The sequence below is a fragment of the Paraburkholderia sp. BL6665CI2N2 genome, assembly GCF_004366535.1.
Lineage (GTDB): Bacteria > Pseudomonadota > Gammaproteobacteria > Burkholderiales > Burkholderiaceae > Paraburkholderia.
Genome location: NZ_SORC01000002.1, coordinates 548,972 through 562,443, shown reverse-complemented (window position 1 = coordinate 562,443; position 13,472 = coordinate 548,972). Strand labels below are relative to the sequence as shown.

15 protein-coding genes and 2 pseudogenes are annotated in these 13,472 nt (G+C 62.3%); 4 read left to right on the top strand and 13 right to left on the bottom strand.

All coding sequences use genetic code 11. The features are described 5' to 3' along the window. Window positions 1-124: 124 nt before the first annotated feature. Complete coding sequence (locus B0G81_RS45095) at window positions 125-355, bottom strand: hypothetical protein (protein ID WP_134143774.1); 231 nt, start codon at window positions 353-355, stop codon at window positions 125-127. Window positions 356-440: 85 nt separating this feature from the next. On the opposite strand from B0G81_RS45095, the gene imuA reads away from it, so the two are divergent. The 3 genes and pseudogenes from imuA to B0G81_RS40250 form a co-directional block, all read left to right on the top strand. Further along, entirely contained in the window at window positions 441-1,148 is a 708-nt protein-coding gene (gene imuA, locus B0G81_RS40260; protein WP_134143773.1) for a translesion DNA synthesis-associated protein ImuA, read from the top strand. Beyond that, a pseudogene (locus B0G81_RS40255) lies at window positions 1,078-2,396 on the top strand (DNA polymerase Y family protein). The gene imuA and the pseudogene B0G81_RS40255 overlap by 71 nt, the downstream one beginning before the upstream one ends. 6 nt (window positions 2,397-2,402) lie before the next feature. Continuing rightward, a pseudogene (locus B0G81_RS40250) lies at window positions 2,403-3,107 on the top strand (PHP domain-containing protein); the annotation flags it as partial. Window positions 3,108-3,366: 259 nt separating this feature from the next. Here B0G81_RS40250 and B0G81_RS40245 read toward each other — a convergent pair. From B0G81_RS40245 to B0G81_RS40205, 10 genes are all read right to left on the bottom strand, one after another. Further along, window positions 3,367-4,209, bottom strand: coding sequence for a DUF3037 domain-containing protein (locus tag B0G81_RS40245; RefSeq protein ID WP_134143772.1), 843 nt, complete (start codon window positions 4,207-4,209; stop codon window positions 3,367-3,369). Continuing rightward, window positions 4,206-4,946, bottom strand: a complete 741-nt coding sequence (locus B0G81_RS40240; RefSeq protein ID WP_134143771.1) for a HipA family kinase — start codon at window positions 4,944-4,946, stop codon at window positions 4,206-4,208. The genes B0G81_RS40245 and B0G81_RS40240 overlap by 4 nt, the downstream gene beginning before the upstream one ends. A gap of 747 nt (window positions 4,947-5,693) precedes the next feature. Continuing rightward, window positions 5,694-5,987: a hypothetical protein gene (locus B0G81_RS44245; protein WP_208328636.1), complete on the bottom strand. Its 294-nt coding sequence runs from the start codon at window positions 5,985-5,987 to the stop codon at window positions 5,694-5,696. Window positions 5,988-6,047: 60 nt separating this feature from the next. After that, window positions 6,048-6,617, bottom strand: a complete 570-nt coding sequence (locus B0G81_RS40235; protein WP_208328635.1) for a hypothetical protein — start codon at window positions 6,615-6,617, stop codon at window positions 6,048-6,050. Between the two features lie 20 nt (window positions 6,618-6,637). After that, window positions 6,638-6,877, bottom strand: coding sequence for a hypothetical protein (locus tag B0G81_RS40230; RefSeq protein ID WP_134143770.1), 240 nt, complete (start codon window positions 6,875-6,877; stop codon window positions 6,638-6,640). A gap of 197 nt (window positions 6,878-7,074) precedes the next feature. Continuing rightward, on the bottom strand, window positions 7,075-8,103 hold the full coding sequence (locus B0G81_RS40225; RefSeq protein WP_134143769.1) for a PDDEXK nuclease domain-containing protein: 1,029 nt from the start codon (window positions 8,101-8,103) through the stop codon (window positions 7,075-7,077). Window positions 8,104-8,152: 49 nt separating this feature from the next. Beyond that, the gene (locus tag B0G81_RS40220; RefSeq protein ID WP_134143768.1) at window positions 8,153-8,431 is read right to left on the bottom strand and encodes an HU family DNA-binding protein; all 279 of its coding nucleotides are present in this window, start codon (window positions 8,429-8,431) and stop codon (window positions 8,153-8,155) included. Window positions 8,432-8,700: 269 nt separating this feature from the next. After that, window positions 8,701-9,135, bottom strand: coding sequence for an SET domain-containing protein-lysine N-methyltransferase (locus B0G81_RS40215; protein ID WP_134143890.1), 435 nt, complete (start codon window positions 9,133-9,135; stop codon window positions 8,701-8,703). A 73-nt stretch (window positions 9,136-9,208) separates the two neighbouring features. Further along, the gene (locus B0G81_RS40210; RefSeq protein WP_134143767.1) at window positions 9,209-9,562 is read right to left on the bottom strand and encodes a hypothetical protein; all 354 of its coding nucleotides are present in this window, start codon (window positions 9,560-9,562) and stop codon (window positions 9,209-9,211) included. A gap of 33 nt (window positions 9,563-9,595) precedes the next feature. After that, window positions 9,596-10,609 (bottom strand): DNA-binding protein, encoded by a 1,014-nt coding sequence (locus B0G81_RS40205; RefSeq protein ID WP_134143766.1) that lies wholly within the window; start codon window positions 10,607-10,609, stop codon window positions 9,596-9,598. 165 nt (window positions 10,610-10,774) lie between these two features. On the opposite strand from B0G81_RS40205, the gene B0G81_RS40200 reads away from it, so the two are divergent. Continuing rightward, window positions 10,775-11,950 carry a tyrosine-type recombinase/integrase gene (locus B0G81_RS40200; RefSeq protein ID WP_134143765.1) on the top strand — a complete coding sequence of 392 codons (1,176 nt, stop codon included), beginning with the start codon at window positions 10,775-10,777 and terminating at the stop codon, window positions 11,948-11,950. Between the two features lie 77 nt (window positions 11,951-12,027). Here the strand turns inward: B0G81_RS40200 and B0G81_RS40195 are convergent, their stop codons facing one another. After that, window positions 12,028-12,345, bottom strand: a complete 318-nt coding sequence (locus B0G81_RS40195; protein ID WP_347877483.1) for a DUF1488 family protein — start codon at window positions 12,343-12,345, stop codon at window positions 12,028-12,030. Between the two features lie 263 nt (window positions 12,346-12,608). After that, on the bottom strand, window positions 12,609-13,055 hold the full coding sequence (locus tag B0G81_RS40190) for a hypothetical protein (protein WP_134143764.1): 447 nt from the start codon (window positions 13,053-13,055) through the stop codon (window positions 12,609-12,611). Window positions 13,056-13,472: the final 417 nt, after the last annotated feature.

Here is a 13,472-nt window from a genome sequence, read left to right as displayed (position 1 = left end):
GCAAGAGCAAGCAGCATTGCGCCCACACTCAAAACTCGAAACATATCCTCTCCGTATGACCTCGTGCTGTTCACGCCTGGCACGATTTCGCGGTGCCGACACATGACCCGTCGCAGTCAGCACATTAGTGACGGTTCCGCATCGCCCCGTCGACACGCCAGACGTGGGCTTGCGTTGGCGTAGGGGTGCCAACAGCGCGGCCATTTTCGCACGCGTAAAACGTCGTCTCTCCCGCCCTGCTGCGGCGGATGGCTTCGTCGATTTCCGGCTCGCCGAACGCTGCTTTCATCCCGGCAACAAACACCGCAATTTCCGGCATGGGATGGCAGACAGGCGTGCGAACGCATATGTCCATCTGGCTCCTCCGAAAAAGTGCCTGTTCGCCGCTACGGATTTCCGTGTAGGATACTGTACATATATACAGGTATTTGCGCAATCCAATGACCGCCCCATCACCCATCCCGGAAGCAATACACCCGTCGCTATGGCGGGCGTCGCAGCTTGCGCGCGGCCGGGGCAGGACGGTCGAGACCGGCTACCCGGCCCTTTCAGCCGAACTGCCCGGCGGCGGATGGCCGATCGGTGCCCTCATTGACCTGCTGGTCCAGCAGGCCGGCGTGGGAGAGATGCGATTGCTTCGACCTGCGCTCAGCACACTTGGCAAACGGCCAGTTGCGATGGTTCAGCCGCCGCACGTTCCGAACGGCCCCGGTCTCGAGTACATCGGTCTTTCCCCAGAACAGCTGCTGCAGATCCGCGCCGCGAAGACGGCCGATGCATTGTGGTCAGCCGAGCAGATTCTGCGTGCCGGAAGCTGCGGCGCACTCCTCGTCTGGACGCAGTACGTCCAGACGTCTCCACTGCGGCGGCTACATCTGGCCGCCGAGTCTTCGGAGACGCTTTTTTTCATGGTTCGCCCATTGGCGGCCGCGCAGGATGCGTCCCCCGCCGTTTTACGACTGGCGCTAAGGCCAGAGCGCGACGGCCTGACCGTCGATATTGCAAAGCGACGAGGTCCAGCACGCGCAGACCCTCTGTCGATCCCCCTTCAACCCACCCCTGTTCTGTTTTCGCACCATGCGCGTATTTCTCGCCGTCCACTTGCCCCGGTTGCAACTCGAGGTCTTCCGGCCACGGTGGCTGCCTGAACCTGCGCACGGCTGCGTGGTCCTGGATCGCGACAGGGTGCTCATTGCCGACGGGGTGGCGAGGTCAGCGGGCGTACGGATCGGCATGAAACGCGGCGGAGTGCTGACGCTCGCGCCGGAAGTGGCGATGCACGAGCGCGACCCCGGCCGGGAATATGCGGCACAACGCGAGGTCGCTGTTGCGCTCACGCAATTTTCGCCAGATGTCGCCCTGCTCGACGAGGCTGTCGTGGTTGTCGACATCGGCGCGAGCCTGCGTCTGTTCGGCGGTCTGCTTGCGGTGTGCCGCCACGCCAAAGCGATTCTCGAAGCGATCGGGCTGACCGCACGCATCAGCGCGGCACCGACCGGGCAAGGCGCGTGGTTGCTCGCGAAGTACCGCAACCGGCGCGTCCTCAAGATCGACTCGCTCGAGCGGCAACTATCCGTATAGTCACTGCTGTCAGTGCCGGAGATACGACCGTTCGCGGACTGGTTCACGGGACTTGGCTGCGAAACGATTGCCGACGTGCGACGGCTCCCGCGCGCCGGACTGCAACGCCGTTGCGGCGAGCACCTTCTTGATTCGCTGGACCGGGCTTTCGGCGCGGCACCTGAACTCTTTGACTGGCTGGAACTGCCGCCGACGTTCTCCGCCCGCATTGAAATGCCCGACCGCATCGAACATGCAGAAGCGGCGCTCTTCGGTGCGCATCGGCTCATCGTGCAGCTATGCGGCTGGCTGTGCGCAAAACAGCTGGCGCTGACAGGCGTAACCCTCCTGCTGGAGCACGAGCGCGGCAGACCTGCGGCGCCCGCATCGGACACGCTGTTTCCGGAACCTGGCGGCTCAGCTGAGGATCACGCCCGTCTGGTCGAATTGCTAGTTGCACGGCTCGGTGAAGAAAACGTGCTCCGGCCGGCCCCAACCGCGGATTACCGGCCGGAGATTGCCAATCGGTGGGTGCCTTCGCCGACGCATCGAAAGGCACCGTGCTGCCTGAAGGACTTCCGCGACCGACATGGCTTCTGGAAAAACCGGTGCGTCTGCTCATGCGCAAACACCGGCCGTTTTACGGCTCGCCACTGCGCATGGTGTCGCCTGGCGAACGCATCGAGGCCGGCTGGTTTGATGGCGAACTGGTGACCCGGGACTACTTCGTCGCCCAGGGCGAAGACCAGAGCTGCGTCTGGATATACCGCGAGCGAGTCAGCAGTCGCGACGCGGAAGAAGACCAGCGGTGGTTCCTGCATGGCCTGTTCGGATGACACACCATGGACTCCACCTTTTCCACCCTGCCGGCGTATGCCGAGCTGTTCTGCTTTTCCAACTTCACTTTTCTGCATGGCGCCTCCCATGCGGAAGAACTGGCGAGCGCGCAGAGCAGCTGGGCTATTCAGCGCTGGCCATCACGGACGAGTGCTCACTGGCAGGCGTCGTGCGCACACGTTGCTGCGAAGGAAGCCAGGCTGCCGTTTATCGTCGGGTCCTACTTCCGTCTGGTGAACGCCGACGGTTCCCCGGCGTTCGGGCTGATTCTCCTCGCGAGAAACCGCGAAGGATATGGCACCCTGTCCGAGCTGATTACGCTGGCCCGTACACGCGCCCCGAAGGGCGAATACCGCCTGACGCCACAGGACCTGTCGCGACCCGACAGGGAAAACCGGCACCTGCGCGGCCTGCCCGACTGCCTGGCCATTCTTGTACCGGACTTTCCGGCGAAAGAAGACGTGCTGGCGGCGCAGGTCGAGTGGCTCGATGACACGTTCACCGGCCGCGCCTGGGTGGGACTTGTGCTGCACCAGCGTGCAATGGATGACATCCACCGCGGCTCGGTCGAGTTTGTCGCGCGGAATCAGGACCTCCCGGTTGTCGCGCTTGGCAACGTCGTCATGCATGTGCGCTCGCGCAAGCCGCTGCAGGACACCATGACCGCTATCCGCGTTCGCAGGCCCGTGCATGAGTGCGGCTATGACCTGACGGACATGCGGGAACTGGTCGAGCTGCTCGGCCGTCGAAATGCGCCTCCCTTCAGAGCGCGGTGACTCAAGCGTCCCAACGTTGGCCGGATAACGATACTCGACTTGTCGGATGTGAAACTCTGCGGATGACCATGCTCCTGGCTCTGGTTCAGAGTGAAACTCTGGCGATGACTGTTCCCTGAATAGTTTCGGTCACGCAAAGAATTCTCTAATTCCGGGGACCAAGAAAAAGCCCCGCAAGGCGCGGGGCTGAAACTTACGAAACCTCTGCCTCAGCGGCAAAGCGGGTAATGCGTTCGACTTCCGATTCTTCGGCAACTTGAATGTCCGCACGCTCAAGCTCGGATTTGACGTCGGCATACACAGCCGCGCTTGCGTCGAAACGGCTTTCTGGAGGACGCAAAACAAAAAGCGCTTCGCCGTTCAACTGCTTGTCACGACGCAACTTCTTGATCTTCCCCAGCCATTCCCAGCCGTGATCGTAGAGGCGGGTCGGATCATTGCGATCGAGATCCAGCGGCTTGATCAGACGCACAGCGCGATCTTTCTCATCGACCTTGACGAACGGAACACGCGCCTGGATATCCAGTCCCAGCACTCGTGTCTGATAGGCCTTCTGCAAATCGACTGCCTTCAGAATCCCCCTCACACGTTGCTCGACCATTCTCTCCTGGTAGACCGGCGTGACAAATGACCGACCGACGTAGTGGTCAAAAAACTCCTCAAGTGCTGCGCGAGGATCGGCAACGATTGCGCCGCGAGGCAAATCGGCGTAGATAATCGCTTCGCGAGGACGCGACAACTCGTCAAACGCAAAGTTGACGAAATCACCGCTCGAACCATTCACTGCGCCGATGAAAGCGCGTTCAATCATCTGGCCAATCCGACCAAGCTCGTCACGGAAGGTCTCCCGCGCACGCTTGTAGACTGTGGCGTCGAGTTCGTCGAAGAACGCGGTAATGCGTCCGACCCTATCAAGGAGCTTGTAACCAAAGAATCGCGCCGTCGGGCTCATGACCACGACCCCGACGTTGGCGAACTCTCCTGTTTCAGGGTATGGCATGAACCGCACGAGGGCATATCTGCACGCGTGTTTCATGTTTTGTTCCAGAAATCTGCTGAATCGACACGTTCCAGCACCTGTTTGACCATGTCCGGCGTCAATCGTGCCGGAACTCCGGGTGCCGCCTCCAGCCAGTCGTCGGGCATCTTGTCGCATGCCTCCTCAAACCGGCGCAGCGCCATGCGCATCCTCGTCTCGTAAGCCGGCCGCGCAATGAAATCCTGATATACGCTGTTCCAGTCTGCTGCAAAAACGTGCCCCGCCAAAAACTGCTTGGCGTCAAACGCGTCATCGAAAGCTAGATTGTAGTCGATGACAATCAACTCCCGCTGGACAACCTGCCACAGGAGATTCACGTTCCCGCCAAGGCTCGTTAGCGTGCGATCGTCATTTTTGACCCACCAGTCAAAAACCGCGACGTCCCGACGAAGCCAATCCGGCACACCGTCGACGAGGCCAAAGGGCAAGTCGATTACATTCTCGGCGATCACCGACCCAAATGCGTAGCCAACTCCAAGATCATGAAAGTCTGGAAGTCCGAGCCACGCCAGTTCTTCCGGTATCTCAACGATCCGGAACTCAGCAACGGGAAGACCGAACGCCAACGCCATGCTGGACGCTAGCCACTCGGCTATGAGACTCTGGCGTCCGGCGTCACGACCTTTCACATAATAGAGACGCCCGTCTGCCCCACGGCAACGAAAAGGTAACGTTCTTCCCTGAACCGAGCGCGCCAGAACTTCGATAATTTGAACGACTTCGCCGTTAATCATCGACGCGCCCAGTCCCGGGAGGCCTGATGCCTAGCGCAATCGGTGCCGTCATCGCGCTGCATTCCCGGAAATTCGTCGGCTCATCAATCTCTCATGCCTCTGTGGCTCGTTGTAATCGCGGTTGCATTTGCCCGTGGCCTTCAGCTGCCATGAAGTGGCGACATTCTCCCTGCTATTTTAACGGCAAGCGAATATTCGCTTGCCGCCCGGATCCATGGGACCGGATTGCCATCCGGGTTCGTCTCGGATCTTCCAGGCTCTGCCTGCCGTGTTCAATTTGCGGATTTACGCTGGCGCGGTATTGCGACGTCCAACGCCAACCTCATAGAAGCGCACCCTGCCATCGGACCCCAAGCCGGGGCCCACGCCCAGCGTCGCGCGCAAGGTCAGTTGGCGGGCGCGGTCGAGTAGCTGGGCGCGACTCATTCAGGGCCAGCGCGCGGCGATGAACCTGGACGCGGATGCCGGTAGCGATTCGGGGATGCTGTCAGCGGATAGCGCGAAGGCGACTAGCTCGAGGCGATAGGGCATATATGAGAAAGCAAGCGTGGTCCCCACGATGGTGCCGGCAACCGCTTCGCGCGATAACGTTTCGCCGCGTGCCCAGCGACCGCGATTGTCCCTCCCCGATTCGCGGCTGCCCGCGAGCTGACGTTCCCGCCCTGCTCTTTCCGTGGGTGCTTCCAGCTTCGAATACCACGCGCCCGGGCACGGCAAGAGGAAAATCGCCACATCTGATAACTGGAGTCATCGCGAACCGGCAATGGCACGAACGGCGGGCTGCCGGCAGGAACCCACATTCAGCCCGATGGGCGGCGAACCATCCCGGCGTACCGCGCGTTCAGCGCCCCCGGGCGGTCGGCTCGACAGGGTGCGCCGGTACTGATCGACTTCAAGCAACAGGTGGTCGATGCGTTCACGCAACTGGCTGTTCTGCGCGCGCAGCGCGTCGGCCTCGCCGCTCGCCTGCAGCCGCACGGCATCGTTCTGCATCTTGAGGAAGCGTTCGGTGCCGGCCAGCTGCGCGGCCGTCTTGCGCAAGGGTCGTTGTGCCCAGGCCGGCGCGTTCGATCGACGCGTACAGCTCACCAAGCAGCCGGTTCACGTGTTCACCGGCCAGATCCCGCGCTGCATGCGCTTCGCCAAGCTCGCGGTGCAGCTGGGCGTTCGCCTGCTCAAGACGGCGGATCCGGGCGTGCGCATCCTCCAGCGCGCGCCCAACAGGGCCTGCTGGCGGCTCTCGCCCACCTCGCCGGCATCGCGCGCCGCGACCGTCCCCTGGTCGACGGCCCGCTCCCTCTGTGACGCGTAGAGCGGCCCGAGCGCCTCGCGCACCACGGGGGCCAGCGCCTGTCGCATCAGTTCGAGATCGACCGGCCGGCTGTCTGCACTGGCCTGCTGCGAGACCGGCGCGAGCGCCTGCGCACGCAGGATTGCCTGCTGGAGCGTCGGGGCACTCGGATGGCGCTGGACGCCGACCTGCGGCGCGACATCGCGCAGCAGCCGGCTATCGGTCGCGCCAAACACGCGGCCGGTAATCGCCCGCACTTCCGCGATCAGTCCATCCAGAAAGCGCGCATTGTCGCGCGGAAAATCCCGGTCGATCGCCGCGATGCCATTCATGATGGCGAGCAGCTGTGCATCGTTCCACTCAATCCGGGGTCGGCCCATCCTCAGCTCCTCATCGCCCGTCAGAAAAGAGCGCCCTGCCGCGGATCGCGTGCCGGCGGCTTCGACGCCTTCAGCGGCCGCGCAGACTGGCGCCGCGGCTTCACGCGCCGCAGGTGCGCGATCAGCCGCACCGGCCCGCCCCCGGCCAGAAACGTCAGGCTGAACAGCCCAGTATCCCCCGGCGCTGTTGCACCGTGCGCCCTGAGCGACGGCTGCAGCGCCTGCCGGCGGGCACGCGCGACGAGCTGCGCGCGGCTCATCCCGGGCCAGCAGTCCGCGACCAGCCGCTTCACGTCCGATGAAGGAAAAGTAAGAGCGTTTTCGAACAAAAGTTGTAGCGGCCAGCGCCGAAGCCGCGACCGCTCGTCGGATCGCACGCCAAGCCACACGCCAGCGGTCGACGGAGCGCCGCCATTTCGCCACCCGTGCTGAAACACAGCCTGTCCCGCTCTCACTTCTACGGCTTGTTCTGCAGCCTCAGCCGCGCCGTCTCAATTGACTGATGAAGTTTGGCCTGCAACGTCTCTCGCGACGGCAGCATGGTCAGATATTCCGCGACGTGGATCCCGCTCCTGTCCAGTTCGAGCAGTTCAATCTGCTCCTGTTTCTTTCCGGCGCACAGGATAATGCCGAGCGGCGGCAGTTCGTCCGGCTCCTGCTCATGCTTTGCGAGCCAGCGAAGATAAAGCTCCATCTGGCTTTTGTGTTCGGCCTTGAAAGCGCCGAGTTTCAGTTCGACGGCCACCAGCCGCTTTAGCTTGCGGTTGTAAAACAGCAGGTCGATGTAGAAGTCGTCGTTATCGATCTGCAGCCGCTTCTGGCGAGCCACAAAAGTAAAGCCGGCGCCGAGCTCAAGCAGGAATTGCTCCATTTCCCGGAGGATGGCGTCTTCGAGATCCTTCTCGAGGTAGTGATCGTTCAGGCCGAGGAAATCGAGCACATACGGATCTTTCAGCAAAACGTCTGGCTGCACACGCTGATCCTGCCGCAACTGCGCAAGGTCATGCTGGATGGCTTCTGCCGGCTTGCGTGAAATCGCGCTGCGTTCGAACAGCATCGAATTCATCCGCTCCTGCAGTTGCCGGGATGACCAGCGCTCGAGCCGGCAGAGCTCAAGGTAGAACTCGCGCTTCAATGGGTCGTCGATATAGATCAGCGTCTTGATGTGCGTCCAGCTTAATTCTCTCCGCGCTGCGGAGAGAATTGCCTCGTCCGTAAAAATCTCCGCGGCGCGCAGACAATGCCGCAGTTGCTGTTCACTCCAGCCGCGGCCATATTCGGCGGTCAGGGCATGTGCGAGCGATGCAATTACCTGCTGCCCGTATTCTGCACGGACGCCGCCTAGCACCTCTGCATGGATACAGCGCCCAACCCGCCAGTACAGCAGGGTGAGCTCGGCGTTCACTGCTGCGGCCGTGCGCTCACGTGCCGAATCGATCAGGAGCCGGACTTCGTTCAGCAGTGGTGCGGGCGTGAGCGCACTCATGCGGGCCGTACACTGCCCGCTGGCAGGAGAAAATGCATCGTCACGTCACTCACGCTGCGTTCACGGCGCTTTTGAACGCCTTGCCTGCGGTGAACTTCACGGTCGTTGCCGCAGGAATCTGCATCTCCGCGCCGGTGGCGGGGTTACGACCAATCCGTGCGGCGCGCGCGCCTGTCGTAAATGTACCGAACCCGACCAGTTGCACGCCTTCGCCTTTGGCAACCGCCCCCGTCACTGCCGCGAGGAGCGCATCGACTGTGCCTGCGACGGCCACCTTGCTGTTTCCGGTCGCGGCGGCGACGGTATCAACGAGTTCCTGCTTGTTCATGGTTTTCGTTTCCTTTGCAACGGGCACTGCGATCGCGTTGCCCAATGTGAGAGAAAGATACGTTACCGGAGCCGGGACTGAAGGGCAAACTGGGGCGGTTTTCCGGGTCGCACGTCAAATTCCCTCCGCAGCGCGGAGATAATCGTTGCGTCGGCCAGGAAAGGCGTTTTCAGCCTCACAACAACGACCCGGTCAGGCTTCCAGGATTGCCCGTTTCACATGGGTCGCGCTGTGTTCTCCCACGGCTGGCGATGGTCGTCATCCCCCAGTCAGGCTAGCATCGAGCCCGTGCACTTCTTCGCCCCACAGCGACACACGTAGTCAGCGACAATTTCTGGGGACTTCGCCTCATCGATCGTGAGTCCATAGGCGATAAACAGCTCGTCGCCCGGTTTCACACTCCTGATTGTCTCGATGAAAACGCGCCCCCGCTCATCCTCGATCGCCTCACAGTTCGGCCGGCAGGAATGGTTCAGCCAGCGGGCACTGTTGCCACCCACGCTGCCGTCAATGACGCGTCCGTCAGCCAGGCCGAAGAGAAACGTGTGACCGGGCGTTCCAGAACGCTTGTACCTGGCAGCGGCCCGCCGCCAGGAGGTGACTTCACCGCGATATTCAAGGATACGCGCGCCAGCGGTGATAGCCTGCAGCGCGAAGACGCCCCGCCCATGAACTGAAGATTTTCTGACCGCCACACGCCGCACTTCCGGGCCCCCGGTTCGTTGATGGCAGCGAGCATAGCGGGCGCTGCGTGGCACCGCAACAGCGCCGTTGCCTTCAGAACAGACTGGTCTGACGGGGGTCCCGCGCCGGCGGCCGGGAAACGGCAGCACGGCCACGTCGACGACTGCGGCCACGACTATTCCGCACCCGTTGGAGGTGGGCCAACATCAGGCAGCCCGCTGTCCCATCACTGAAACGGAGCTCGAACAGCCCGGTTTCGCCATGCGCGCACCGCCCTGTCGCGCGAACCGACAGGCGCAGACCCCTCGATTTCGCGCGTGCAATCATCTGGATGCGGCTCATGCGCTGCCAGCAGTCGGCGAAGAACGCCTTCACTGCCCCGGGCAGCGACTCATGCGTGATGCCGGCGGGGAGCGTCAGCCCGGTGAGCAGATAGATATCAGCCATGCAGCGACTTTCCAGAATGCAGTGATCTGCTGTTTATACCGCTTTTTTGCGACGTGTTCCCGGTTTGGCCGCGACCGCAGCGCGGGACGGGCGGGTCGCACGCGTGGCGCTCCGGACCGTGGAAGGAACAGGAGCTCGATGCGCGTCCCGAGCCGCGATGAGTTCCGTCTGCAGGCGCGTGTTCTCCGCCTGAACCGCATCGAGCCGCCCCTGTAGTACGCCCGTCTGATGACGCGCGTCGCCCAGTTGCGATTGCAACGTGTCAACTGCCCGACGATGATCCGCATCCTTACGGTCCGCGCGACGCGCGGCTTCGTCCAGTTCCTTCTGCAGCTTCGCCGCGTTACCCCGCTCGCGGTCGATCTCCAGCAGGGCGCGTTTTTCGGACGCCCTGAGCCGATCCTCGGCCCGTTCCGCCGCTTCGCGCTGCTTTTCCAGATCCCGCGAAAAGCCTTCCCTCACTTCCACGAGTTCGCGATCGCGCCCAGCCAGCGCGTCCCTGAGTCGCGCGAGCTCCGCTTCGAGTGACTGTCGCTGCGCGTGGCCTCCAGCGTGTGCCTTTTCCAGCTCCCGAACCTCGACCTGTGCGGCCAGCAGCGCCGCGGTGCGCTGCTCGAGTGCGGTCTCGGTACGACCCAGTTCGTCGCGGGCGGCGGCGACCGACTGTTGCGCCTCGACGCGTTGAGCCTCGAGTTCTTCGCGCAACGCACCAAGCGCGGCCTCCGCTGACGCGCTCGCGCGCTGCCAGAGCGTGGCGACCAGTTCGCCAGCGGCCGCCCCGAGATCGGCGGGCAGGTCGGGATGGTGGATGCGCACGCGGCTTTTTTCGCGCAATTCGGTCCAAAACTCACCGAGGACCTGGGTCGGCGTGCTCATGCTGCCCCGCTTCACCAGCTGGTAGAGGCGGTTCGCGGTCGGCGTGATGCCGAAGCGGAAGAACAGCAGCGCGCAGACCTCGCGGTACAGCTCGCGGGTCTTCGGGAACCGGGCCTTGAGGTGCTCGATCTCGGTGGCCAGCGCCGCGTCGGGGGAGAGGACGTCACTCATGAGGGTTTTCGCGAGCCGATTTTCTTATATATTACTACGTAAACCGCTCAATATCGAACGCACTGCTGCCGTAATTTTGACATTAGTACTATAATGTTGATAATTTCGCGATTTGCGCGACAATTGTCGCGTGCCCCCTGCGCCAGATCCGCCGCGTCCTCGACCATGAAAACTGCCCTGACCGCCCTGCATCCGATCGATGCATTGGAACTATCCGCCGAGCTCGATGGGCGGCACGGCACGAACCGCGCGAACGGCCAGATGCAGGTCGCCGCTGATACGGATCTCGACGCGGTCCGCGCGTGGCTCGCCCGCTTCGTCGATACGAAGACGACGCTCGACAACTACCGCAAGGAAGCCGAGCGGCTGCTGCTGTGGTCCACCCTGCAGATGGCGAAACCGCTCTCCTCGCTCACGCACGAGGACCTCCTTGTCTACCAGCACTTCCTCGCCGATCCGCAACCTGCTGCGCGATGGACCGCGGATGGTGGACGCAAGCACCCACGCAGCGACCCGCGCTGGCGGCCGTTCCATGGCCCCCTGTCGGAATCGAGCCAGCGGCAGGCGATGGTGATCCTCAACGTCATGTTTGCGTGGCTGGTGCAGGCGGGCTATCTGGCCGGCAATCCCCTGTCGCTGTCGCGCCAGCGCGCACGCCGAGCCAGGCCGCGCATCGTCCGGTATCTGTCGCCCGAACTGTGGCTCGAAGTCAAAACGTTCATCCAGGGCATGCCCAGTGAGACCCGTCGCGAGCGCGAACATCACGCACGCGTGCGCTGGCTTTTTACGCTGCTTTATCTGGGTGGCCTGCGGATCACGGAGGTGGGCACGAATACGATTGGTCGCTTCTTTCGTCGTCCTGACGAGAACGGCAAGGATCGCTGGTGGCTCGAAGTGATGGGCAAAGGTGGCAAGGAACGGCTTGTGCCCGCCACCACGGAAATGATGACGGAGCTTGGCGCGTACCGGGCAACCCGCGGGTTGCCCGCATTCCCCCCGCCGGGCGAGGACACGCCGCTCGTGCTGCCGGTCGGCCAGTCACGCAAACCGCTCACGCGCGCCGCGTTGCACCGGATTGTGAAGGACGTCTTCAGCGGTGCGGCCGAAGCATTGCGTGCACGCGGCGAAGACCATGCGCAGCGCGCAGACCGCCTCGAGCAGGGATCGGCGCACTGGCTACGCCATAGGGCAGTGTCACATCTGGCGGATCAGCAAGTCGATCTGCGACTCGTGCGCGATAATCTCGGGCATGCCTCACTGACGACCACCAGTCAGTATCTGCACATGGACGATGATCGCCGGCATCGCGAAACCGACGAGAAACACCGGATCGACTGGTAACGCTCGACGCGACCCGGACGATGACGGCCAGAGGCCGACTCCGGCGCCACTATTCCCCTCCCCCGGCCGGCGCTAACTCAACGTTTGATCAGGAAATCGTCGGCCGTGAGTCTGACCACTTCGCCCGGATGCAGACGGACTTTTCTTTCGGCGACCGCGACAATGCGACGTCGTCCGTCAGCAAAAGCCTTGAGCATGCGAACCTGGTCAGCACCGGCGGGTAACCAGAATTGCGCTTCGAGCGCTTCCCGCGTGATCGCACAGGCAACCTCGCTGCGCTGACCTGCCAGGCGAAATGAGATTTCGCGTCGGTCCGCCGTCACGGCTGGCATCAACTCAATAACGTCCATGATTAGCTCCCAAATCCAGCTGCGATCTTTTAACCTGCTGTCCATTTTCCCGAAATGTAGCAGAACAGGCGGCGAACGTGTGCCGCGCAGGCGCCCTGCCGTGTAGCCCGCTGCGGGCCTGATTGAAAACCGGGTCTGCGGTGTGACGGGTACGCGCCGGCGAACGACGGTAATCAGTTGATCAGGCTCGTCGTTTCACAGGAAACGCGCTCGTTCGATTCCGCGGACAAGGAGCGAGGCCGCCCTTGACCTGTTCGTCCACCGGACTGCAATGGTGCGAAGGATGTCTTCCGCACGTATCGCTAGTCTTAGGTGTTGTTCAATAACGAAGAAGCAGGTCGACCGCGTGCTGATCGGGTCGGCCCGACGCCGTCGTCATCGGTGGCAGCGCGCACAAAAAACTCATAGAAGCGCTCAAGACTCGCAGTAGAGGACGAAGCCAGCTCCCGATAATATCCGTCCTCGGTGGCATACGCGCCGATCTGGAATAGCGCCTCATACTTCTGCTGTCGAAGATCTACTAACGCGTGTTGGCCGCGCGGGCACTCGGAAACGTACCGCCCATCGTCGGTGAACTTCCAGGCCAGTGTCGTACTGGGTGGCTGACTCTCGTGCGGCAATCCGTCCTCGCCGTTGCATTCGAGGCAGGAAATAGAAATAAGGGTTTTTTCACAAAAAGCAACTCCCGAGGCGGTGGTGTTAGCGTGGCTGACCGGAGAAGGGCTTGAAACAAAGAAGAAAGACTTCTCCGTCAAAAAAAGAGGCCCGCCGTACGAGGTCGGCGGGCCGAAAATTCGAGGGACGGAGTTCGCCCTGAGAGATGCGGTCCCTCGAGTGGACGTCAGAGAGTGTAACCAGCCGAATCCCAGTTTTGCTGCGCTCGGCCGAATAGTTCCACCACTTGACGGAACCGCACAAGAAAAAGCCCGCCGACGCGAGTTGGCGGGCTGAAAAGACCTTTGGGAGGAGGCGCTAACCCGAGAAATCTCCCAAACGGTCCGAAAGCGAGCGCATTCTAGCGTGATGGAGTGCCTGGAAGGCCTGACATCGCTGCCTGAGACAAGCTCTTGTCGGAATAGATAAAAGAAAAAGCCTATTAAGACCAATGGACCAAGACATCAGGGGATCAGCCCTGCGGATCGGCTGTGAGTCTGGATGGCGACCAGCGTCAG

Excerpts from the sequence above, each read along its gene's own strand:
- B0G81_RS40195 (WP_347877483.1), bottom strand. The coding sequence starts at position 12,345 with ATGGACAGCAGGTTAAAAGATCGCAGCTGGATTTGGGAGCTAATCATG.
- B0G81_RS40220 (WP_134143768.1), bottom strand. The coding sequence starts at position 8,431 with ATGAACAAGCAGGAACTCGTTGATACCGTCGCCGCCGCGACCGGAAAC.
- imuA (WP_134143773.1), top strand. The coding sequence starts at position 441 with ATGACCGCCCCATCACCCATCCCGGAAGCAATACACCCGTCGCTATGG.
- B0G81_RS40205 (WP_134143766.1), bottom strand. The coding sequence starts at position 10,609 with ATGAGTGACGTCCTCTCCCCCGACGCGGCGCTGGCCACCGAGATCGAG.
- B0G81_RS40240 (WP_134143771.1), bottom strand. The coding sequence starts at position 4,946 with ATGATTAACGGCGAAGTCGTTCAAATTATCGAAGTTCTGGCGCGCTCG.
- B0G81_RS40235 (WP_208328635.1), bottom strand. The coding sequence starts at position 6,617 with ATGGGCCGACCCCGGATTGAGTGGAACGATGCACAGCTGCTCGCCATC.
- B0G81_RS40200 (WP_134143765.1), top strand. The coding sequence starts at position 10,775 with ATGAAAACTGCCCTGACCGCCCTGCATCCGATCGATGCATTGGAACTA.
- B0G81_RS40230 (WP_134143770.1), bottom strand. The coding sequence starts at position 6,877 with ATGAGCCGCGCGCAGCTCGTCGCGCGTGCCCGCCGGCAGGCGCTGCAG.
- B0G81_RS40245 (WP_134143772.1), bottom strand. The coding sequence starts at position 4,209 with ATGAAACACGCGTGCAGATATGCCCTCGTGCGGTTCATGCCATACCCT.
- B0G81_RS40210 (WP_134143767.1), bottom strand. The coding sequence starts at position 9,562 with ATGGCTGATATCTATCTGCTCACCGGGCTGACGCTCCCCGCCGGCATC.
- B0G81_RS40225 (WP_134143769.1), bottom strand. The coding sequence starts at position 8,103 with ATGAGTGCGCTCACGCCCGCACCACTGCTGAACGAAGTCCGGCTCCTG.
- B0G81_RS45095 (WP_134143774.1), bottom strand. The coding sequence starts at position 355 with ATGGACATATGCGTTCGCACGCCTGTCTGCCATCCCATGCCGGAAATT.